The organism is Buttiauxella cochleicola (genome assembly GCF_021283185.1).
In the GTDB taxonomy this organism is placed as follows: Bacteria; Pseudomonadota; Gammaproteobacteria; order Enterobacterales; family Enterobacteriaceae; genus Buttiauxella; species Buttiauxella massiliensis.
In genome coordinates this window covers 496,122-521,093 of record NZ_JAJSOS010000002.1, presented here as the reverse complement: position 1 = coordinate 521,093, position 24,972 = coordinate 496,122, and the positions used below count along the sequence as shown (strand labels likewise).

15 protein-coding genes are annotated in these 24,972 nt (G+C 48.1%); 11 read left to right on the top strand and 4 right to left on the bottom strand.

The window, feature by feature from the left end; translation table 11 throughout:
- The 4 genes from LVQ76_RS05350 to LVQ76_RS05335 form a co-directional block, all read left to right on the top strand.
- The coding region (locus LVQ76_RS05350; RefSeq protein WP_233337885.1) for an Ig-like domain-containing protein at positions 1–6,818 on the top strand (6,818 nt) is incomplete at its 5' end.
- A gap of 220 nt (positions 6,819–7,038) precedes the next feature.
- Positions 7,039–7,401: a RidA family protein gene (locus LVQ76_RS05345; protein ID WP_232863742.1), complete on the top strand. Its 363-nt coding sequence runs from the start codon at positions 7,039–7,041 to the stop codon at positions 7,399–7,401.
- Positions 7,402–7,414: 13 nt separating this feature from the next.
- Positions 7,415–8,071, top strand: a complete 657-nt coding sequence (locus LVQ76_RS05340) for a helix-turn-helix transcriptional regulator (RefSeq protein WP_232903557.1) — start codon at positions 7,415–7,417, stop codon at positions 8,069–8,071.
- Positions 8,058–8,864 (top strand): PhzF family phenazine biosynthesis protein, encoded by an 807-nt coding sequence (locus tag LVQ76_RS05335; RefSeq protein ID WP_232863740.1) that lies wholly within the window; start codon positions 8,058–8,060, stop codon positions 8,862–8,864. The genes LVQ76_RS05340 and LVQ76_RS05335 overlap by 14 nt, the downstream gene beginning before the upstream one ends.
- Positions 8,865–8,999: 135 nt before the next feature.
- Here LVQ76_RS05335 and LVQ76_RS05330 read toward each other — a convergent pair whose 3' ends face one another.
- From LVQ76_RS05330 to LVQ76_RS05315, 4 genes are all read right to left on the bottom strand, one after another.
- Entirely contained in the window at positions 9,000–9,347 is a 348-nt protein-coding gene (locus LVQ76_RS05330; protein WP_232921161.1) for a hypothetical protein, read from the bottom strand.
- Between the two features lie 407 nt (positions 9,348–9,754).
- Positions 9,755–9,982: a hypothetical protein gene (locus LVQ76_RS05325; protein WP_064518918.1), complete on the bottom strand. Its 228-nt coding sequence runs from the start codon at positions 9,980–9,982 to the stop codon at positions 9,755–9,757.
- A gap of 103 nt (positions 9,983–10,085) precedes the next feature.
- Positions 10,086–10,826: a MerR family transcriptional regulator gene (locus LVQ76_RS05320; protein ID WP_232921160.1), complete on the bottom strand. Its 741-nt coding sequence runs from the start codon at positions 10,824–10,826 to the stop codon at positions 10,086–10,088.
- 89 nt (positions 10,827–10,915) lie between these two features.
- Entirely contained in the window at positions 10,916–12,136 is a 1,221-nt protein-coding gene (locus LVQ76_RS05315) for a diguanylate phosphodiesterase (RefSeq protein ID WP_232903556.1), read from the bottom strand.
- Positions 12,137–12,483: 347 nt separating this feature from the next.
- Here LVQ76_RS05315 and ycgZ point away from each other — a divergent pair, with 347 nt between their 5' ends.
- The 7 genes from ycgZ (at position 12,484) to LVQ76_RS05280 (ending at position 24,415) form a co-directional block, all read left to right on the top strand.
- Positions 12,484–12,723, top strand: a complete 240-nt coding sequence (gene ycgZ, locus LVQ76_RS05310) for a regulatory protein YcgZ (protein WP_064518920.1) — start codon at positions 12,484–12,486, stop codon at positions 12,721–12,723.
- A gap of 167 nt (positions 12,724–12,890) precedes the next feature.
- Positions 12,891–13,214 (top strand): hypothetical protein, encoded by a 324-nt coding sequence (locus tag LVQ76_RS05305; protein WP_232863735.1) that lies wholly within the window; start codon positions 12,891–12,893, stop codon positions 13,212–13,214.
- Between the two features lie 37 nt (positions 13,215–13,251).
- On the top strand, positions 13,252–13,530 hold the full coding sequence (locus LVQ76_RS05300) for a biofilm development regulator YmgB/AriR family protein (RefSeq protein WP_034455564.1): 279 nt from the start codon (positions 13,252–13,254) through the stop codon (positions 13,528–13,530).
- 861 nt (positions 13,531–14,391) lie between these two features.
- A complete protein-coding gene (locus tag LVQ76_RS05295) occupies positions 14,392–19,716 on the top strand; it encodes a peroxidase family protein (protein WP_232921159.1) in 5,325 nt (1,774 codons plus the stop codon).
- Between the two features lie 10 nt (positions 19,717–19,726).
- A complete protein-coding gene (locus LVQ76_RS05290) occupies positions 19,727–21,466 on the top strand; it encodes a type I secretion system permease/ATPase (protein ID WP_232863733.1) in 1,740 nt (579 codons plus the stop codon).
- Positions 21,466–22,803: an HlyD family type I secretion periplasmic adaptor subunit gene (locus tag LVQ76_RS05285; RefSeq protein ID WP_232863732.1), complete on the top strand. Its 1,338-nt coding sequence runs from the start codon at positions 21,466–21,468 to the stop codon at positions 22,801–22,803. The genes LVQ76_RS05290 and LVQ76_RS05285 overlap by 1 nt, the downstream gene beginning before the upstream one ends.
- A 313-nt stretch (positions 22,804–23,116) precedes the next feature.
- The gene (locus LVQ76_RS05280; RefSeq protein ID WP_232921158.1) at positions 23,117–24,415 is read left to right on the top strand and encodes a glycoside hydrolase family 10-like protein; all 1,299 of its coding nucleotides are present in this window, start codon (positions 23,117–23,119) and stop codon (positions 24,413–24,415) included.
- Positions 24,416–24,972: the final 557 nt, after the last annotated feature.

Here is a 24,972-nt window from a genome sequence, read left to right as displayed (position 1 = left end):
TCACCAGCTTTGATGCAGCCGGCAACGAAGCGATTGCCACCGCCACCCAGAACGTGGTGGTGGACACCGAAGCCAGTGACACCCTGACCATTGCGCCGGTGGCGGGCGATAACACAGTGAACGCCCATGAATCCCATATGCCGACCTTTATCAGCGGCGATGTGGGTGGCGATGCGAAAGCGGGCGACCATGTGGTGGTCAGCGTCAACGGTCAGAACTACGACGGTATTGTGGTGGTGGGATCAGACGGCAAGCTGCATTACGAAGTCCCGCTGCCGGACGGCGCACTGCACGAAGGCAGCAATGATGTCAAAGTGACCGTCACCAGTTTTGATGCGGCGGGCAACGAAGCGATTGCCACCGCCACCCAGAACGTGGTGGTGGACACCGAAGCCAGTGACACCCTGACCATTACCCCGGTGGCGGGCGATAACACAGTGAACGCGCATGAATCCCATATGCCGACCTTTATCAGCGGCGATGTGGGTGGCGATGCAAAAGCGGGCGACCATGTGGTGGTCAGCGTCAACGGTCATGACTACGACGGCGTGGTGGTGAAGGGGTCTGACGGCAAGCTGCATTACGAAGTGCCGCTGCCGGATGGCGCGCTGCACGAAGGCAGCAACGATGTGAAGGTGACCGTCACCAGTTTTGATGCGGCGGGCAACGAAGCGATTGCCATCGCCAACCAGACAGTGACGGTTGATACCCAAGCTAACACTTCCGTCACTGTGAATGACGTCACCCAGGACAACACCCTGAACCACAGTGAGTTGAGCCAACATAATCAGACTATTACCGGTTTTGTCGGCGGTGATGCGCAACTCGGTGATGAAGTCACATTGGAGATTAACGGTCACTATTATGTGGGCCACGTTGTCGATATGGGTAACGGCAAGCTGGGCTATAAGATCCCGGTTCCTTCATCAGAATTCGGTGATAACAACACCATTCTGCATAAAGATGTTTCCGTTACGGTGACTGTCATCTCTCATGATGCCGCTGGCAACGAAGCCATTTCGAGCACCGATCACACTATTCATGTCGATAACCATGCTTACAACGGACTGAACATCAATACGGTGGCGGGCGATAACGTGGTTAACCATGGTGAATCGCAGCATGACACCATGATTACCGGTGATGTTAACGGGAAAGATGCAAAAGCGGGCGACAAAGTCGTGGTCACTATCGATGGCCATAATTATGACGGCGTGGTGGTGGCGGGTGCTGACGGTCATTTGCACTACGAGGTGCCCGTCCCGCCGGGCATTCTGCATGAGGGCGACAATGATGTCTCGGTGACAGTGACCAGCTTTGACGTTGCAGGGAATGTTGCAGTGGCGACCCAACATACCCACGTCACGCTCGACACTCATGCCGATGCCTCTATCAATATTCACGATCTTAGCGCTGGCCCGACACTGAATTACGATGAGCTGAACACGCCTAAGCAACTGGTGACGGGCGATGTCGGCGGCGATGCGAAAGTAGGCGATAAGGTCGTCCTTGATATTAACGGCCATATTTACACCGGCAAAGTGGTCGATTTAGGTAACGGCCATCTCGGTTATCAAATCCCGGTAGATTCTTCAGCATTCGGTGACAACCTGAAAGAGCTGGACGGTAACGTCAAAATCATTGCCACCGTAACCTCTTATGATGCCGCAGGTAACGAAGTCACCGTGCAAACTGACCACACCGTTCATATTGATAATCATGCGGCAGCGGGTATCACCATTGATCCGATTACCGGCGATGGCATCATCAATTATTCAGAATCTCAGCAGGACCACATCAAGGTTACCGGCACGGTGAACGGCGATGTGCATATCGGCGATAAAGTGATCATTATCGTCAACGGGCATGCCTACGTGGGGACTGTTTTTGAGCTGCCGCATCAAAATGGGGCGTTAGGCTACAGCATTGATGTTCCCACTGGCGACCTGCTCGCCGACCCGCATCCAACGGCATACATCGGTGGTCATGATGATGCGGGTAACGTGGTGCTTACTCCAGGGACGGAAAACGTACGCATTGATTTGCATGCTGACGCGACCATTACCATCAATCCGGTGACTGGCGACAATATGATCAACGGCGTTGAGTCGCATAATGGCACAACAACGATCACGGGTACCGTTGGTGGCGATGTCAAGGTTGGCGACCTGGTTCATCTTGATATCAACGGTATTGATATGACGACCCATGTATTCAGAGATCCAGTTACAGGTGCTCTGGAATACAGTTTCCAGGTCAGTACATTTGATCTGATGTCAGACCCCGATATTAAAGTCACCGTCACTGGTACCGATGATGCAAATAACGTGGTTATCGTGAGCGCTACGCAACATATTATTGTTGATACTCAGGTTGATGCCAATATCACCGTTGATCCGGTGACCTCGGATAACACGCTTAACGACATGGAACTGCACAATCATTTCACCCTGGTGACGGGTAAAGTGACTGGTGAAATGCATGTGGGCGACCCGGTAACGTTGACGGTGAATGGCCACACCTATCATGGCTTTGTCGAAAATGAAGGTGTTGATAGCAACGGTAATCCGATTTTTGGCTACCGCATCCCAGTAGATACGGCAGATATTCAGGCCGACCCTCATATTCACGCCAGCATTGACGTCACTGATGCCGCGCAAAACCATACTGTTGCGACTGCCGATCATTCTGTAGGCATTGACGATCATGCGACAGCAACCATCACCATTAATAAGGTAACAGGTGATGATGTTCTCAATGGTAAAGAACAGCAGTCAGGCACCACCACGATTAACGGTAGAGTCAGCGGTGATGTGCACGCGGGTGATATCGTTCATGTGTTTGTTAATGGCGTTGAGTACGATGCCGTGGTCGGGCCGCAAGGGTATCTCAACGGTGGACTCGGTTACTCAGTAGACGTAAGTACCGCAGGACTGCTGGCTGATCCGCATATCACTGCAACTGTCGATGGGAAAGATGCGGCAGGGAACACGATTACGGTTGGAACGACACACGATGTTTCACATGATGACGCTGCGCATGCCACCATCACCATTGACCCTGTCACCGACGATAATGTTATTAATAATCATGAAGCCCACGACCCAAAAACCACAATTACTGGTCACGCGACAGGTGATGTGAATCCTGGAGATGTGGTCGATCTTGATATCAACGGGCAGCACTACTACGGCACGCTCGATAAGAACTTAAACTACAGCATTGATGTCAGCACCGACGATCTGCTTTCTCAAAAAAATCCTCTCATTACCGCCTCGGTAAACGGCCATGATGCGGCAGGAAACACTATCGTTGCGACCAGTGAGCGTGGCGTGGGTGTTGATACGCGCGCAGATGTCCATCTTGACCAGGGGAGTTCAACACCGCATGGTTCTGATTTCTACACCGTCACCGGGCATGTCAGCGGTAACGATGTCCACGTAGGCGATCCGATTACCTATACTTTTGCCGGGCATCAGTTCACCACTAATGTGGTGGAATTACCCGATGGTAGCGGACTGGGATATCTTTTCAACGTGGGGACCGGGGATGCACACGCACATCCGGATATCACGTTATCAATCACTGAAACCGACCCGTTTGGGAACACCAATACTTCTGTCGACCATATTCATATTCATTTGCCGGGTGACCCGACACAACCGGGCGGCGGCGGTGGCACAACACCTCACAATACGGATGTAAATATCACCATCAGCCCCGTTGCGGGCAACGATGTGATTAACCAGCAGGAATCTCAGGCCGACCATACGATAGTTCGGGGTACGGTTTCTGGCGATGTTAATGTTGGCGACGATGTCACGCTACATATCGGAAACCATACTTACACTGGGCATGTATTTGAGCTACCGAATCTACCGGGCGAGTATGGATATGCCATTGATGTAGATACTAATGATCTGCTCAATAATCCTGATATTACAGCCACTGTAGCGGCCCATGATGACAGTAGTGTTATCGCTTCTGCGGATAAAACAATATCAGTTGATACCGATGTTAATGCCACGATTCACATCAATACCGTTGCTGGCGATGGCACGATTAATATTGCCGAATCCCACAATGGCACGACCAACGTTAGCGGTACCGTAACGGGGGATGTGAATGTCGGTGACAACGTCACTTTAATCATCAATGGTCATGAGGTGACAACGCAGGTATTCAGAGATCCTAAGACAGGTCTATTGAGTTTTAGTACCGATGTGAGTACTGACGATCTTCTTCAGGATCCCAATATTACCGCCAGCGTGACCGGGCATGATGGTGAAGGAAATTCGATTACCGTCATCGACCATCAAACCGTTGCGGTGGACACCAACGTTGATGCGACTGTCACCATCGATCCTGTTGGGCATAATAATGTTCTGAACCTGGCCGATACTCAGCAAGACCATACCGAAATCACCGGTAAGGTGAGCGGGGATGTACATCCAGGTGACCATGTCAAAGTGACGGTCAACGGCCATGAATATGACGCAGTTGTTGATAAAAATGATAACTACAGCGTCGATGTTTTAACCAGCGATCTGGAGCAGGGCGGAAAAATTACTGCTCAAGTTACCGGATATGATGATGCGGGTAACACAATCACTAAAACGGCAACTGACCATGTGACCGTTGATACCACCGCATCAGGAACCATCGATATCAATACGGTATCGGGTGACGATGTTCTTAGCCATCAGGATCTGCAATCAGCAACCACTAAGGTGAATGGCGTGGTGGGCGGAGATGCGAAGATTGGTGATGAAGTGATTATCACGGTTAACGGTCACCAATGCATCGCGCATGTAGAAGCACTGCCTAATATGAATGGCGTGCTGGGATACGTCGCCGATGTTAATACCAATGATCTGCAACAAGACCCTCACATTCATGTGCAGGTGACCGGCACCGATGCGGCAGGTAATACATTTACCGCTGATAGTGATAAAACACTGACCATTGATGATCATGCGGACGTGACCTTGCATTTCAATAATGTGTCCGGCGATAACGTGCTGAATATGGCTGAAAGCCACAACACGAAGACGACGATTAGCGGGACAGTCACAGGCGATGTACATGACGGTGACAAAGTTATTGTCCACGTTAACGGTAACGATCTTCTTGGCATTCTACATCAACAGCCAGACGGCACTTTTACCTTTAGCGTTGATGCCAATACCTCAGATCTACTTGCGGACCCGAACATCACCTATACGGTAACGGGTGTTGACCAATATGGTAATACCCTGACAATCACTGAAAACAACACCATCACCATCGATCAGGTAGCGGAAAACCATATTCACATTGGCACCATTGCCGGTGACGATAAAGTGAATATGGCAGAAGCAAGCAATTCCACCACCTCAATAACCGGCACGGTAGACGGCGATGTACATGCCGGGGATGATGTCACGCTCACTATTAATGGCCACATCTATCATGGCAAGGTTGTCGATCATAACGGTACTCTGACCTACGACATTCCGGTTGATAACAGCGTGCTACATGAAGGTGATAACACGGTCAATGTCACCGTAACGGGACAGGATGCGGCAGGTAACCCCGCAACATCTACAGATACCCACCACTTCACAGTTGATACCCAGATTCATGCGTCGATCACAATTGACAATGTGGCTGGCGACAATACCGTTAACGCGAAAGAGTCCGGGCATATTTTCGTTAAAGGTGAAGTAGGGGGCGATGCCAAACTCGGTGATGACGTAACGCTTGATGTGAATGGCCACACCGTTCATGCAAAAGTGGAGATGGTTGACGGGCATCTGGGTTATGACGCGCGTATCGATAAAGGCTGGCTGAACGAAGGCAATAACGATGTGCACGTGAGGGTGAAATCATCGGATGATGCCGGTAATACGATAACGGTTAATGGGCACCAGAATGTGGTACTTGATACCCATGCCGAAGCGACGATGACTATTGCCCCAATTGCCGGAGACAATGTCGTTAACGGGCAAGAGTCACAACATCTATTCGTTGACGGTAAAGTGGGCGGTGATGCAAAAGTAGGCGATGAGGTCAGGCTTGATGTTAACGGTCATTTCGTCGATGCGAAAGTCGAGATGATTAACGGCCATCTGGGTTACCACGTTCCTGTCGATAAAGACTGGTTACATGAAGGTGACAACACCGTGAAAGTCACTATGGGCGTGACCGATGCGGCGAATAACCACACAACGATCACCGAAAACCATCACTTCGCAGTCGACACACGAGTTGGTGTATCGGTCACTATCGATCCAGTCGCACCGCATCAAGACACTAATGGTCACAACCCTGCACATGCTCCGCTTACCGGTCAGGTCGCGAGTGATGTTCATGATGGCGATAAAGTCACTACCGTGGTCAATGAACACCATTACGGTACGCAACACCCTCAACAAGATGTGGCAGATGATAAGCCGCACCATGGTTCACACGAGCATGGCTTAAGCAATCTATTTGCTGATAGCAATGAGTCCCTTTTCTTTAATCTGCATCATGATGCGAAAGGGCATCATGGCGATGAAGCTCATCATATCTATGGCATTAAAGAGAGTGGCGATCATGGGAAAGTGGATTTGAGTGATCTTGCTCATGAGCTGCATGAAGTTAATGATATTACTCAGTATATCAAGGGCGGCGAAGGTCACGAAAAAGGGGATGCTGGCAATCATGTGGTGCACTCGCCAACGGTGGCACCTATCGTTGATGCACCACATATCCAGATTTCTCATGACTCGCATGGCTCAACAAGCTACTCGCTGGACCACTTGATTGCCAAACCAGAGCATTACTCTCAGTAATTGATTACCGCCGCCCTTAACCGGGCGGTGGATTTCATATGCAATCAAAGATATCGAAAAGAGGTGAGTTGCCGTATCAATAGCGTGACCGTTTTGCCGAGTGATTGATACATTAGTGACGCCAGTAAATTCAACAATTGTTTAAAAAACAAATTTTGTTTAATTTTAAATAAAGTCATGCTACCGTGCCACTAAACTTCCTATAGGGCTCATCTGAAGCATGTCTATTGTGCGCTATCCCACTACCAAGCCTTTTCCCTTTTCAGATGCCGTGCAGGTGAACGGGTTTATTTTTCTTTCAGGCCATGTCGCCATGAGCCCCGAAGGTGAGCCGCTGTATGGAACTGTCACCCAACAGACCGGGCATATCTTGCACTCCATCAGAGAAACCCTGGCGCGAGCGCAAACGACGCTGGAAAATATTGTGAAGGTCCAGGTTTGGTTAAGTAGCATGGATCACTTCAGCGAATTCAACGCCGCATACAGTACGTTCTTTCCGCAGGGTTTCCCCGCAAGGAGCGTCGTCACCAGCCGCCTTGCTTTCGATTTGGACGTCGAAATAGAAGTCCAGGCCGTAGCCTGATGGAGAGATTAAAATGAGAGACGAACGCGAACGCTTAATCACTATTCTGACGGCTTCTCTTGAAGCACTAAGAAGCACGCTTCCGTTGAACACCGAAGCGGTGCTGCATGATCTTACCCGCCCTGAATCGTCCGTGGTAAACATCGTTAATGGGCACGTCAGCGGCAGGAAAGTAGGAGATGCGTTATTGTCAGGCCCCGAAGATGACACAGGATTCTTAGGCTTACTTAATGCTTCGCAGCGTGTTCCAAGTCAGGTTTTCAGTGGATACATGACTACTACTCTGTCGGGCACAACGTTGAACAGCGCATCGACGATTTATTACAGTGAAGATGGCGTACCGTTAGTAGCCTTCTGTATTAACGTCGATATGGACGTGGTGTTAAAACTTAAACGCGATCTGGACTATCTACTTCACCCGGCCGCAGCGGCCGAAACGCCTGACAATCCGCTGCGAGAGATTCGGGATAAATCCCTGGATGACGTTATTTCAAAATTCAGGCCAACAGGTTCAGAAAGTAAAATCGATTTCAGGAAGCGGGTCATTTCTGAATTATATGCACAGGGCTTTTTCAAGATTAAAGGCAGCGTTAATCATGTAGCAAAAGCGCTGGGCGTTACCCGGTATACCATTTATAACTATCTGGATAAATTAAATGACAAAGCCTGACACAACAGTAATTCCTTTTTATCAGATTGATGCCTTCACCTCTCAACGTTTTGGGGGTAATCCTGCGGGCGTTTGCCCGTTAACCGAGTGGCTTTCCGACGATGTTCTGCAAGCAATCGCCACGGAGAATAACCTTTCTGAGACCGCTTTTTTTGTGGCGGTGGAGGATGGCTACCAACTTCGCTGGTGTACGCCTGCGGTCGAGGTGGATTTGTGTGGCCATGCCACACTGGCGGCGTCGTGGGTACTGTTCAACAAACTTGGCTACGAAAAAGAGACTATTCGTTTCCACACCCGTAGCGGCGTATTGACGGTGAGTAAGAAGGGAGATGAGCTCTGCATGGACTTCCCGGCTAAATCGGCCACTGAAATTGATACCCCTGACGGACTGCTGGAAGCGCTTGGCATTAAAGACGGCGTTATCGGAGTGTGGAAATCAGATGATCTCATTGTGCTGGTAGATGACAAAACTATCATCGAAGGGCTCAACCCGGACTTTAATAGACTGGCAGAATTCGATACCCGTGGTGTGATCGTAACCGCCGCTGATAACCAGTTTGATTTTGTGTCTCGCTGGTTCGGCCCGCAGGTCGGTGTTAACGAAGATCCGGTAACGGGTTCGGCACACACTTTCCTCGCTCCTTTCTGGGCGGCACGTACGGGAAAAAATGTACTGACCGCTCAGCAAGGCGGGAAGCGTAAGGGATCGTTGCGCTGTGCGGTTCGTGATGACGGGCGTGTGGAATTGCATGGTTACGCACGTATGACCATCGAAGGGGTATTCCAGTTGTAATGAGATTTATGACCGGTACTAGCGACTGCTCTCTGGTCACTTTCTGAAAGAGGGTCATAGGTGGAGTAGGGAAGTGATACTCCATGAAATTTGATTTCCTTACGGTCATCTGAGTAATGCCATATATCCACATATTTACCGATAGCGCAGCGGATACTCAATCAAATATAGAAACTTATCATATTGAAGATTGATGGGTTTTGAGGATCCCCTTGGTTCTCGCCATGTGAATATAGTTTCAAGTTCATCGCCAATCTCAAGTTGGCGATGAACATTAAATTCATAATTAATAAGCGGGCTGCCACGAGTTTGATAAACATGCTGTTGGATATCCTGGATGCGTTTCTGAGAAATCAGCTTGCCGTGATGGAACAGTTTTATTGCGCCAGCATATTTTACGTAACTCAGAAATCCGCTGTCAGCACTTCCGGTAACATTTCGTTCAATGCTCCAGTTATCATGACAGACGATGTTGTCAGCCATTACAAGTTCAGTAACGGTCAGTCATGTAGTTGCAGCCAGGGTCAGTATCAATCGTTTCATTTAAATCAGGTCTCAAAGAAAAACAACATGACGACCCGAAGTTCAGATAAAAGGCCGCAAGACATTTCAGCCGTTATGCGCACCAGGCGACAGATGAACGAACATGTTATGCAAGATAAGACCAACCACGAAACCGCTGGATTCTGCCTTACCTTATCTTGGTGCGCATAATGTATATTATGTTAAATTGAGTGTCAGGATACAAACTCACTACCATCTCAGTACTCATCAGACTAACTCACCTCATCCTTTACCAGATTCGCATGCGATTGCCCTTGGTTGAAACCAGGAAACAAAACGGAACTGAAATAGCTGACTGGCAGCCATCCACAGTTCCGTATTGCGTGCTAAAACACTTTTGATGAGTAATCGGATTTTACTTCGCTTTCTATATAAGTATTCAGGCCCCATCCAGCTCGAGCCAACTCTTTCATCTTTTCCAGATGTTCAGGTCCTGGATGGCGGAGATCATAGAGATACACGTGATTATTTTTAAAACGGACTTTGATCGAGTTGGTATCAATCTGGAAACTGACAACTTGTGAATCACCGCTTTTGTTCGCGTAATTTTCCATATTGCATCCTGTTAGCTATGCCTGAACTCTGGCGAAGTTATCTATTAACCACGTTCCGCATTTCTAGACAGGGTTGTAGCTCACGATTTGGTTATAACTCAGTTTACTGACCTGAATGAAACTTAATGGCGAACCCTTGCTTATGCCAGTGTTCCAGTTGTTCCTGTTGACGCAAGGTTAGTACCTTCCCTGTCCAGACAAAAATATGCTGGCCTGGAAATAGTTCCGGTCGAGGTGAATCCAGAGGATCGGCCAGCACATCAGGACGCCAGCCATGCTGTGAAAGACGCCAGGCCTCGAGCCAAAGACGGGTCCTGTCCTCGCTTTCCCAGCCGATCAGTAATGTGTCCTTACCTTCTTTGCTTCTAGAGTCAGCGAGACGCTGGATTACGTACTCAATCAGCAATCCATCAAGAAGGCTAATCATTGCCCTTGCGGTATTTTTATCAAGGCCAAGACACTGACGTACCGGGATAAAAACATGGTCTATGAGGGTATCAACAGCAAATACTTGACCTAAATCTGCAATTTTTGTACGGAGTTTTGCGGGTTGTACAAGGCGCAGTACAGTCATCACTTCTTCCTGCTGTGACCGCCATGCTTCATGGTCATGAGTCGTCGTCTGATTCGCTTCCAGCAGTGCTTTAACCTTCCCTACGGACACACCACTTTTTATCAGGCGTTTAATCTCTTCAATGCGCAGGATATCTTCGTCATCAAACTGGCGGTGTCCGCCTTCACTGCGTTGCGGCTTGAATAATCCATAACGGCGTTGCCACGCACGCAGCGTGACAGGGTTGATTGCGCATCGTTCGGCAACTTCACCGATACTGTATAAGGTCATTAATCCCTCGTTGTGAGCTTAAAACGTCCATGTTGAAACTAACGACTCCGTGCTGGTTGTACAACCTTTTTTACATTGTACAACCTGAATTAGAGATCTGCTTTCCTTTCAGGCCAGGCTACGGCAGATATGCCACTGAGTTGGGCACAGGCAAATAAGTTGCCCTGAAAATGCGAGATTCCGGCTGATTCCAGCCACATCCACTCCTCAGCCTTCTCCACTCCAACCGCCGAAATGGATATCTCAAGCGATGCACAGCATTTGATAATGGCCTGAATAATTGCCTGCCGTGGGCCACTTTTATGGACATCCTTAATCAGCGCGCGGTTAATTTTAATTCTGTCTGGCTGAAACTGTGACAGCAGCAAAAGCCCACCAAATCCGGCGCCAAAGTGGTCTATCGCTACGCTAATCCCTGCTGCTTTGAGTTGTCTGATTCCATCGGTGAACTCGTCAATGCGCGATATCACCTCGCTCTCAGTAAACTCTACGGTTACTTGCTCTGGAACAAGTCCATTTGTCTGAATTTCTTTTAACAAGAATTCAACCGCATCAGGAATCATCACCAGCGTCATTGGCAACAAATTAACCGAAACAGACTGCTCGCCAAGTTTGAGCGCACTCGCCATCGCAAAGGCGACTTTTTTGCTATTGAGATCCGCTTCGTAAAGTGTCTTACCGCTTAATCCTGCAAAATAGGTGGCTGTGGAATCTCCGCTCGGGGTGCGTAGCAAAGCTTCAATGGACAAGATTTTCTGAGCAAACGGGTCAACCATAGGCTGAAAAGCGAAACTACAATCTGCCGTGTTATCAGCAACAACCGCTTCGGTATGAACCCCTTTTTTGTCCGGGATAAACACCCAGGAGTCCGCTGGCGGAATTTCAAAATAGTTTTCTTTTTCAGTGGCTTCAACAAATGTACGCAAAAACTTAAGCGCGCGATCGTTGTAGAATAGCTGGTACTTCGAGGTCCCTTTATCCAGCACAGCCTGTAGCACTTCATCCCTGTCGTACTCTCTTAAATCAAAGAGTTCCATCCCCGTCTTTCCAAACCGCCGCGCGGGCGCGTAATCACAAAGCAGCTCAACAATGTTGTAGTGGCGATTATCCTGGCAAATATGTTGGTAAATACTTAAAACGCTCTCTTCCGGGCCTTCAATCATCTGAAAGAAATGCGTGCCGTTGAACAGCAGTATGCCAGTCACGTCGGCCTGGTCATTTTTAACATTTGCAGCGGCAACCATATCTGTAACCGATTGAAACGGTACGTTTTTACAGATATGACTGCGGTAAATGATGGTTGTAAGCATGCTGTGTCCAATAGAAAGCTGTTTAGGCATTTACAGTAGCAGATGATTTGCCAAACCACCCACTTAAAATACATTAAAATTAATAACTTATTAACAATAAATGAACATGTGTACGCATGAACTCGCATGTTTTTGGTCATTGCGGAGGTCATGAAATGCTTAACCTATACAGTAAACGTTGCAGACCCAAACTACTTATCACGCTAACTAATTGAAATTAAATGTATAGCATTTAATGCTTAAGCTTTTAAGAAAAATCCTTACACTTTTTTATGTACAACTTTTTAATCATTGTATAACTTTATTTGTACATATTACTAAATACTGCATATTTACAGGAGTGACTGATGCAACAGAACAACTACGTACCCGATACAGCTAACGCTATCACCCGATATTTCTCCAAAGCAGCCCTGCCTTCTCAGCAGGAAACGCTTGGGCAAATAGTGGTGGAGATCCTGAGCGACGGACGCAGTTTGAACCGCAAAGCAATCTGTACAAAATTGTTACGTCGGGTTGAAGAAGCATCAGGTCCTGAAGAAGAGAGTCACTACCACACTTTGATTGGCCTGCTTTTTGACCGTTAAGTTCAAACGGCTATAGCGCAAATTACTGGCTTTTTAGATCAACACTTGCGGGAGCATTATTTCGGGCAATATAGAAAGCCTGGCAACCTTCAGCTGACCTCCTGAGCGAGGGCTGATTTCAAGCCACATTTCGGTAACGAAACACGGTGGCAAGAAGAGACGCAGTTATGAGCAGAAGTAAAAGAGAGCAACAAATCGATCAACTGATTGGAGAAGCAGTTTTATCAATCCTTTACGATAACGGACCCATCAGTACCCGGTCCCTGATTGAAAGACTGCAAACAATGGAAGCCTCAGAAAGAGATGCACAGAGGCGAAATGTGATAGCGGATGTCATTGCCGATATCAGTCACCAACGCCTGGGCATTTCTCGACGTACTTCAGTTTCGGCTCAACAGCAGTGGGACATGGAGAGCCCGATAAAACATAAAAACAAGGCATATCCGTTATTCGACGATAGCCCTGATCCTGGCAGCAGTAAAAAACACTGACTGCCCTACACACTCAACTTACTCATGGTGAAAGTAAATGACCCAGATGACGCTTCATAAATCAGAAATTTATGCCACCCTGCCAAACACAGCTTTGACCGCATATTTTCGTAACGCTGGCGACATGCTGGCTGATGAGGCCGTATTACTCGGAGCGGTAATACGCAGCATTCTTGCTACTGATGGACATTTAACTAATAAAGCCATAATTCAGCGTTTGATTGAGGCTATTGAATCCACTGATGATGTCGTCACCATCGACATCGTGCGTAAAACCCTTGAGATTGTTGTTGACCATACTTTTGATGATATTTAATCGTGCAGCAATAGTATCAATTTTCCATTTCTTGAATGCTCGACTTCAGAAAATAGAAAAGTACGCTGTCATCCCTACTCCGGGATGACAGCAAAATCAGCATGCTAATTGCACAGTGTTATTACGTAATGAAAATACCTGACCATCAATATAGTGATATTAATGATTTTTATAAAAGTGGTAGCATGAATACTTAGCCGACATAGAATCGAAACGTAAAGAAATGAAAATATCACCTATCATTATTAATGATGAGATTTTTTATCATTTGACTGTTTTTGGCAAAAGGCTAAACGTCTAAGTCATGGTTGCAGTGTTTAAAGATGAGACTTATCAATATATTATATTACCCACCCTCACCTAACCCCGTAAGAAAAACTTGCTACCCACCCCCATCACATGAAGAAAATAACGTATTGTGATTACTGTTTATCAGAATTGTTTCAACTTTTATTTTTTCTCATAAAAAAGCATGAGAGAAGTAACGCAAAGAAAAACCATAGTTATGAATATAACAAAAGTGTCATATAGGGTAAAAACCTCAGCCATCCAGATGAATCATTAATATTTAAAACTCTCCGCCTTGAATGCACCTGCAAATTCAATAAACTGAGGCTGCCTGTAACTTAATTAAAGTTATCTTTGCAAGCGAGGAAATAAACTTATTCAGCTAACTATTTCCACAGGGAGAATAACTCTTATAAGGTAGCCAATATTTTAATTACATAAAAAAGGACCTTGGTTGCGACATTGCAACTCGATAACTCATTTCAATACACACGGTTCATTCTCCTGCCTTTTTTGAAAAAGACGGGACGAGTGATGATAGCTAGTTCAAGGTAAAGATAGGGGTAATTATTTATGGCCTCACAATATGACTTTACTGTCACGCTGCACGATCTTGCTTTTATTCTCAAGCAGATAAAGATATCTGAAGCAGCGACAAACCCAGATGGAAGTGTCAATGGCGATGCACTTCGAGATTTAGTTTCCAGTCCGTTATTACCCTACGGTATCCGTACCGTAGATGGCTCGTGGAATAACCTTCTTCCGGGTCAGGAGCTATACGGTTCAGCCGATCAAAACATGCCAAGACTAACCGAGTTGAACTGGCAGGATGCAGATGCCATGACCAGTTATACCCAACTCGGTGGCACGGTCGTTGATGCCGACCCGCGTATTATCAGTAACTTGATATCGGACCAAACCGCGTCCAACCCGGCTGCGGTCGAAGCGCATAACGGGTTACAAGATGCCCCTGGAGGAGGAACCACATCGGCAAATGGAAGCTTGTCGATTCCTAACCTGTCTCCGGATGTGGGTTTATCCCCTGCTTTCAATGGCTGGATGACACTATTCGGGCAGTTCTTTGACCACGGCCTGGATTTAATTCCAAAGGAGGGAAACGGCATTGTATTCATTCCGCTGCAACCTGATGACCCCCTATATGTAGAAGGGTCGCCCACTAACTTCATGGTATTAACCAGGGCAAAGGTTGATGCTAACCATGAAACTGTCAACCTCACCACCCCCTTCATCGATCAAAACCAAACCTATACCTCCCACCCTTCACATCAGATTTTCATCCGCGAATACGTCATGATTGATGGTAAACCTGAACCTACCGGCAATTTATTAGGTGGTGCGAACGGTGGGCTGGCAACCTGGGCTGATGTCAAAAACCAGGCTGAAACCATGCTCGGAATCAAACTCACCGATCAGGACGTGTTTAATGTTCCGCTGCTGGCCACTGACCGTTACGGCAACTTGATCTTAAGTGAAAATGGCAAAGTGCAGATCGTTACCACTTCCGGGCTGGTTGAAGCGAATGGTGATTTCCTACCCCCAGGAACGTTGCGCACCGGGCATGCTTTCCTGGACGACATTGCCCATACTGCTGCACCAAAAGCAGGATTGTTGGCCGATGACGATGATGTGATTGGTGGCGTTCAGGTCGCCGGAACCTACGATGACGAATTGCTCGACCGCCACTTCATCACCGGTGATGGACGTGGCAACGAAAATATCGGTTTAACCGCAGTGCATGCCGTCTTCCACAGCGAGCATAACCGCCTGGTGGAAGAGTATAAAACCACCCTGCTGGCAACCGGTGATATCGATCTTATCAACCAATGGCTGATGCCAGCGCACCAGATAACTGAGCTTCCAGCCGATACCAGCACCCTGGTCTGGAATGGTGAGTATTTATTCCAGGCAGGTCGTTTCACCACGGAGATGCAGTATCAGCACCTGGTCTTCGAAGAGTTTGCCCGCACCCTACAGCCTGCTGTTGACCCGTTTGTCTTCTCCAATACGGCAGACATTAACCCGCTGATTTTTGCTGAGTTCGCACACGTGGTTTACCGTTTTGGCCACTCTATGCTGACAGAAACCGTAGCGCGTACCGATATCGATATGCAAAACGGTGACATTGGCCTGATTGAAGCGTTCCTGAATCCGGTCGCCTTTAATGAAATTAACGGTGGTACGGTTTCCGATGAACAAGCAATTGGCGCGATTGTTCGCGGTATGACACGGCAAGTCGGTAACGAAATTGATGAATTTATTACCGATGCGCTGCGCAATAACCTTATCGGGTTACCGCTTGATTTAGGTGCTCTTAACATTGCTCGTGGCCGTGATACGGCAATGCCAACACTGAACCAGGCCCGTGAGCAGTTCTTCGAACTTAGCGGCAACAGTGAGCTGCGCCCTTATACCAGTTGGGCCGACTTCACTACATACCTGAAAAACCCGGCCTCCATCATCAACTTTATGGCCGCCTACGGCCAGCATGAGTTGATTCTTGGCGCAACCACCATTGAAGGCAAACGCGATGCGGTGAACTTCCTGCTGTTTGGCGATGGCACTTCCCAACCGCCTGCCGATGCGATGGATTTCTTCAACAGTACCGGCGCGTGGGCCACTAAAGAGTCTGGCCTGAACATGGTCGACTTCTGGATTGGTGGGCTTGCTGAGCGGAAGAACGAGTTTGGTGGGATGCTGGGTTCTACCTTCAACTTTGTCTTTGAAACGCAAATGGAAATGCTGCAAGACGGCGACCGCTTCTACTATCTGAGCCGAGCTCAGGGTCTGAACATGCTCAACGAGCTGGAAGCCAACTCATTCTCCGCGCTGGTTATGCGCAACAGCGACCTTGGGGAAAATGGTTCATCTCACCTGCCCGCTAACCTATTCCAGACTCCAGACCATATTTTCGAAGTGAACCGGGCTCTGCAAACAGAAGCTGACCCAACGTGGGGTAACCCATTAAAAGATCTCTTATCGCCTTTGCTGACACGGCGCGCTGCCACTCAGGATGTCAACGGCGATGGCGCAGCTGACGGCGCTTACCTTAAATACACTGGCGATGGGCATGTGGTGCTCGGTGGTTCTGCTGGTAACGATACGTTAATCGGCGGTAAAGGCATCGACAGCCTGTGGGGCGATGGTGGCGATGACCGCCTTGATGGTGGCGACGAAGCGGATGTGGTTCACGGTGGTGATGGTAATGACATTATTACCGACACCGGCACGCCAGTTGGCGATGCAGACTTCCTGCACGGCGACGCAGGTCATGATGTCATCTTCTCCGGTAACGGTAACGATCTGGTATTCGGCGGCAGCGGCAGTGATTTTGTGGTGGTTGGCGAAGATGCCCAGGAAGTCTTTGCTGGCCGGGACAATGACTTTGTTCTGGGTGGCTCCGGTGCTGATGCTCTGCTCGGTAACGAAGGCGATGACTGGCTGGAAGGTGGTGACGGGTTTGACTCACTGACGGGTGAAAACTCCGAGCTGTTCTTCAACAGTACGATCGTTGGCCACGATGTGCTTAACGGCCAGGGTAATGATACGGACTACGATGGCGAAGCTGGCGACGACATCATGGTTCAGGGCCAGGGGATTCAGCGCAACAATGGCATGGCCGGTTTCGACTGGGCAATCCATAAAGGCGATCCGCATGGTGCTAATTCCGACCTCGGTATTCCAATTTTCGTTAACCAACAAGAGTTTATCCTGCGGGATCGCTTCGATTTGGTTGAGGGGTTATCGGGCTGGAAACACAACGACGTGTTAGTTGGCACCGAACAACCTCTCGGGACTGCACCGGTTCTGGGCACCCCGCTCTCCAACAATCTTACCCAGGAAGGTGCTGACAGGATTAGCGGTCTGCAGGCCATTCTCGGTGTTGCACACTCCGCGGACCCTAATGCAGTGTTGGTTAACCCCGATGATGGCAGTGATATTTTGCTCGGCGGTGGTGGCAGCGACCGCATAACCGGTAAAGCGGGCAACGATATTATTGATGGCGACTCGTGGTTGAACGTGCGAATTGCCGTCAGCGGAATGCCGGGCATCACCAGTGCAGACAGCATGAACGAACTGAAATCTTACATGCTGGCAGGCACCTTAAAACCGCATCAACTCTCGATAGTGCGTGAGATCTTGCGTGAGGGTAATGGCTCTGAAACCGACGTTGCGGTGTACCGCGATGTCAGTAGCAACTATGCCTTTACCCGTATGCCAGATGGTAGCCTCCGGGTTGACCATGCTACCCCCGACGCCGCATTGAATTTTGATGACGGCGTTGACCGCCTGCTGAACATCGAAAAAGTGGAGTTTGGCAACGGTGAACAGTTGTGGGTAACAGCGCAACAGGCTACAGGCAATCTCACCATTGATAACCCAACACCAGAAGTTGGCGACCTCCTGCGAGTCAACCTGGCGAATCTGCAGGATGGGAACGGTATTGCGGCTAACGCAGCTATCACGCTGACATGGCAGGCATTTACCAATGGCCAATGGCGTGATCAGGCCGTTGGTGAGGAGTTCAGAGTCCCTGGCGCTATTTTGGGTGCTCCACTGCGTGTGGTGGCCAGTTTCAATGACCGTATGGGAGATGCTGAAACCCTGGTTTCGGCTCAAACCCAGGCCGTTATGGTGCGCGACCAACCGACTACCGGTGCTCCGGTGATTAATGACCTGACACCGACCGAAAGCGTCACGCTTACTGCTGTTGTCTCCGGTATTGCTGATGCGGACGGTTTGACCGGCGGTAACTTTAATTATCAATGGAGAATGAGCACTGCGACCGGGTTTGTGAATATTGTTGGCGCCACAGCGGCAACCTTCACTCCGGCTCAGGCGATGGTTGGCAGGACTCTGCAAGTGGTGGTGACAGTCACAGATGATGAAGGAAACGCCCCTGTTGTCCTCACATCTGCCGCTACACAGCCGGTTGGCGATCTTATTATTGGATCTAACGCTGGTAACACTCTAATCGGCACCGCCTGGAGTGACATCCTGCGTGGTGAAGGCGGCAATGATACCCTGCTTGGACGTGCGGGTGACGATTTGTTGGTTGGTGGTGCAGGCAACGACAGCCTGTCAGGTGAAGCGGGACAAGATATCTTGCAAGGGGATGCTGGCAACGATGATCTCGATGGTGGTCTGGGGGCAGATAGCATGGCCGGCGGTGCCGGAAATGATACCTATATCGTTGATAACGCGGGCGACATCGTTATCGAAGGTCTTAATGCCGGAACAGATATTGTCCGAACCAACCTCGCAAGCTACGACTTGACCGATAACATCGAAGAACTGGTGTTTACCGGCCAGGGCAGCTTCATCGGTACCGGGAATGCTATTGCCAACACCATTACTGGCGGCAACGGGAATGACTTTTTGTTTGGAATGGGAGGCAATGACCAATTAACCGGAGGGCTGGGGAATGACTTCCTTGATGGTGGCGATGGTGCCGATAACCTCCAGGGTGGGATTGGCAACGACGTGATGATTGGTGGAGCAGGTGCTGATGTTCTTTCTGGCAGCATAGGCAACGATATCCTCAACGGCCAGGCGGGTAATGACACCATGGACGGTGGCACAGGTAATGACATCTTCGCCTTCAGCGCAAGCTTTGGACAAGACCGCATCACTGGTTTTGATAGTAACGCCGTTGGCGGGCAGGACTACCTCGATTTAAGTTTGTTAGGTATTACTTCGGGTAGTTTTAACGGCAATGTCGCGATTACAGGAAACAACGGTAATACCGTCGTTACCGTTGGTGCTGATGTCATTACTTTAGTCGGGGTGAACTCAACCAGCGTTAATATTGGTGATTTCATTCTCGAATTACCATCAACCTTTGCCGCTAATAATGGCAATAACTCACTGATTGCGTAAGGAGAAGACTATGTCGCGCCAGCATACGCCAACAGAACTGAAGAGTGCATTAAAGGGGACTAAACCGACCTTTATAATGTTATTGTTTTTTAGTTGTGTAATTAACATGCTTATGCTGGCGCCGGCAATATATATGCTGCAGGTCTATGACCGTGTTTTGGTCAGTAAAAACACGACGACTTTATTGATGTTGACGTTACTTATTGTCGGTATATACATCGTTATTGCGATGATTGAATCGGCCCGTTCAAGCGTTATGATCAGGCTTGGCAATCGGCTCGATGTCAAAATGAATAAGTTAGTTTTTAATGCTGCATTTAAACGAAAAGTTGCTACAGGCGATAGTAACCCTGCCCAGGCGTTAGCCGAGTTGGACCAAATTCGTCAGTTTCTTTCCGGTAGTAGTTTATTTGCGCTGCTGGATATCCCCTGGACACCGGTATATTTATTTATTGCCTTTCTTGTCCACCCACTGTTGGGATACCTCTCTTTGGGAGGCATAACAATATTATTTATCCTGACCCTGGTTTCGGAATTTTCGACTAAACGCCCTATTCAGCAAGCACATGCGTTAACCATCAATAACGCCAGCAAACTCAATAAGCAATTACAAAACTCCGACACTATAGAAGCGATGGGAATGCTTTCCACCCTAAAACTCCACTGGGGGGAACAGCATGACAAAGTGTTGGTATTACAAACGCAGATTGCCGATAAAACAGCCGGGTTAAACAGTTTAAGCCGCTTTGTGCGTGTGCTGCTGCAATCTATTGCGCTGGGAGCCGGGGCTTTACTGGTGATCGGAGGCCAAATTACCCCAGGGCTGATGATTGCCGCTTCTATCATTCTAGGGCGCGTACTTAACCCGGTAGAACAAATCATCGGAAGCTGGAAGCAGTTTGTACAATTTCGTAGCGCATGGCATCAGATATCAACACTGCTGAAGGAGTATCCGGTGCCCAAAGAGGTCCTGACCCTGCCACGCCCTAAAGGAAATATTAGTGTTGAAAGTGTTTTTGCCGCAGCACCAGGCCAACATGCTCCACTGCTACGTAATATCTCATTTCAACTCGAGAAAGGTGAAGTGCTGGGTATTATTGGCCCTTCGGCCTCAGGGAAAACCTCACTAGCGAAGTTACTGGTCGGCGTCTGGAAACCTTTATCCGGTAAAGTTCGCCTTGACGGCGCAGATATTTGCCAGTGGGATAAAGAGTTGCTTGGTCCATCCATCGGTTATCTCCCACAAGATGTTGAATTATTCGACGGCAGCATCGCGCAAAATATTGCCCGTTTTGCTGAAAACGATAGCGAACTTATCGTCGCTGCCGCAACTTTGGCTGGCGTGCATGACATGATCCTACGTCTCCCCCAAGGCTACGACACGCCTCTGGGTGCAGGCGGACACCAGTTGTCAGGTGGGCAACGGCAACGAGTTGGGTTGGCGCGTGCGGTCTATAACAATCCTGCATTCATCGTGCTGGATGAGCCAAATGCCAACCTGGATGATGCCGGTGAGTTTGCCCTCGTCAAAGCGATAAATACGCTGCGCACCCAAGGCCAAACCACCGTCATTATCTCGCACCGGCCGACGCTGCTTGGCGTGGTCAATAAAGTCTTACTGCTCAATGACGGAGCCATGCAAGAGTTCGGCACCCGCGACCAGGTTTTTGCCAATCTACGGCAGGCCAATATATTAAAACCGGTAGCGGCCTCCTCTCCATCAAGTACTGAACAGCAACGAGAGGCCTGATGATGAAAAAGAATAATAAAGACGCGCAAACCCCCGGTTCCGGCAGCGTTGATACCAATATATGGCCTCCAATACTGCGAGGGATCATCGTTATAACACTTGGCGTTGGTGGTTTCTTATTATGGGCGGTACAGGCTCCTTTAGATGCTGGTGTGGTGGCTGACGGGACGGTGACAGTTTCAAGCCACCGTAAAACTATTCAGCATTTAAGCGGTGGGCGAGTCACCGATATCTTTATTAAAGAAGGCGACCTGGTTAAAAAAAACCAGGTGTTAGTACGGCTGGATAAAATGCAACTTGGCATGCGTTACAGCACGTTAAATGCACAATATATGTCAGCAAAAAGTATTGAAGACCGTTTGCTGGCAGAACGAGGCGGCCTGGAAACCATTGCTTTTGATAATACATTGACACAAAAATTTGCTGATAATAAACGCCTGATTGAGGTCAGAAATCTGCAAGAAAAGTTATTCGATACACGCAGAAAAAATATCCAGGATGAATTATCAATGATTCAGGAGACGCTTGATGGCCTTATTGAGCAGACTAACAATCTAAATAAAATAAAGGGCTATCGTGACCACCAGTTCAGCCTGATTAACAGAGAGTTAGGTGCCATAAGAGCGCTAAGTGAAAAAAACTATTACCCTAAAGCACAATTGCTGGTGCTTGAGCGCGAAGCTGCTGAAATATCCGGTAGCGTTTCAGAAGATATTCTGAATATCGCAAAATTAAAGTCACAGCAAAATGAACTGAAGATCAAAGCGTATCAGGTACGTCATCAATATCTGCGGGAAGTAGAATCAGAGCTTACGGAAAAGCAAAAAGAAGTCTCCATGCTTGAAGATGAGTTAGTTTCGACTCGGCATGAACTGGATAATACGGAAATTCGTTCACCTATTGATGGCATCGTTCTGGATGTAAAAGTCAGTACTGTGGGCGGCATTATTCAGCCAGGAGAACATTTAATGGATATTGTTGCCGCCGGGCAACCTCTGCAAATAGATGCAAAAATACCGGTACACGCCATTGATAAACTGGTTCCCGGGTTGACGGTTGATGTGCTGTTCCCTGCCCTTAACCATGCTTTATTACCGTCAGTTCCTGCTCGCGTGTTAACTATTTCGGCTGACCGTTTAATCGATGAGGCCACACAGCAGCCCTATTACCTGGCAGAAGTTCAGGTCTCTACAGAAGGTGTGCGTTTGTTGGGCGACTACAAAATTAAAGCGGGCATGCCGGCAAGTGTGACGATTAAAACCGGAGAGCGAACATTCTTGAGCTATCTGTTCAAGCCATTAATTGCTCGTCTGGAACTGGCGTTCAAGGAGTACTGATGCCATCCTATTTAAGGCGAGTGGCCATAGTGCCACTCGCTACTATTTTTTCTTCTATATATACCCGTCGCCCTTCAAAATGCAGGGGTGTTGGCTACACTCACTCACCCGAATCACTTACTTCAGTAAGCTCATCGGGATTTGTTCGTTTGCCGCCTACCTGCATCTCGAAGTTTCTCGGGTATAGTCTTCCCGATGCTAATTAACATAATCTACATCATTGACTTAAATGCGAATCAGAAGAGAATATTCGTTCCTGACTATGTGCCGAAAAATGGAGTCTACCATCAGCCGCTCTCGTAGCTTTCCGCTTATGACAAGAAAAGTGAAAACGTCAGGCGCCTTTGTTATCGCCGCTATGTTACTTGCCAGCTGTTCTTCAAAACCACCGGTCTCACTCGTGACCCCAGTGACTAAACAGACGCATCCGGCATCGCCTTCGCAAAATAAAGAACCAGTACGAGGCGTATGGCTCGCAACCGTATCTCGTCTTGATTGGCCCCCTGTTGCATCAGTAAATCCCAACAACGCTTCCACTCGCGTTAGCCAGCAACAGCAAGCGCTAAAAAACAAATTAGATAACCTGAAAAGTCTTGGAATAAATACCGTATTTTTCCAGATCAAACCCGATGCCACAGCGCTTTGGCAATCAAAAATTTTGCCATGGTCAGATGTACTGACGGGAAAAATTGGTGAAGACCCAGGTTACGACCCACTGCAATTTATGCTCGATGAAGCGCACAAGCGCGGTATAAAAGTTCACGCCTGGCTTAACCCTTACCGTGTTTCCACAAATACCAAACCGTCGACCGTTGCAGAACTCAACAACACTTTGTCGGACCAGCCACCGAGCGTGTTCGTGCTGCATCGTGACTGGATTCGTACATCAGGCGATCGTTATGTCTTAGATCCTGGGATTCCGGAAGTTCGTGACTGGATTACCAGCGTCGTTGCTGAAGTGGTATCGCGTTACGACGTTGATGGCGTGCAGTTTGATGACTACTTCTATACAGAATCTCCAGGGTCCTTCATCAACGACAACCCGACATTCCAAAAATATGGCCAGGGATTTGATTCAAAAGCGGACTGGCGTCGGCACAACACGCAGCAATTAATTGAACAAGTTTCTCGTACTATCAAACAGTTAAAGCCGGGTGTTGAATTTGGTGTGAGCCCTGCTGGCGTATGGCGTAACCGTTCATTTGATCCGGCTGGTTCCGATACCAGAGGCGCAGCGGCATATGATGAATCTTTTGCTGATACACGAAAGTGGGTGCAACAGGGCCTATTGGATTACATCGCCCCGCAGTTGTACTGGCCTTTCGCGCGAGATGCCGCCCGGTATGATGTGCTCGCAAAATGGTGGGCCGACGTGGTGAAACCAACAAACACGCGGCTCTATATTGGCGTTGCGCTCTACAAAGTCGGCGAACCGTCCAGGAAAGAGCCGGACTGGACTGTAAATGGTGGTGTGCCCGAGCTGAAAAAACAGCTCGATCTGAACGAATCTTTGCCACAAATCAGCGGCACTATTTTGTTCAGAGAGAATAATCTTAACCAGCCACAGACCAGAGAAGCCGTTAGCTACCTTAAAAACCGCTGGGGCAGTTAATATCTACTATATAACCTATTGAATAAAATGGGTTTGTTTTAAAATGGCGTCGCTACGTGAATTCTGCTGTTTTGGCAGTACATCGGTGCAGCAGAATTCACGTAAATGCATCTAAAATTGGGCTTCATTTATTCCCAACATGAGACAGCGTTGCCCATCTCTTTTGTATCCTCGCTATGGTTAAAAAACGCCAATCGAAATAGTCTTATTTTGTTCAGCGGTTAGCATATCAATTCAGCCGTATTAATTTTTTTAATTATGCTATGAATATTAATTGAGCAATATTGAGGATAATGTGAAGGGGATGAAATTGAGTTTTATCTGGTTGTTCCAGTTTTATATCCAACGATAATCACTGGTAATGTTAATAGTGAGAAACGGTATCAATCATGAAAAAATTTGCATTAATTATCAGTAGCATAGTAATTGTTATGAGCCTGTCTGGCTGTATTTACAGAGATGGAGGCCATCACCACGGCTGGCATCATCACCATTATCGCTAATTAAAAATAAACCCCGGAATAATCCGAGGCTATTTATTTAACCGTTAGGGAAGT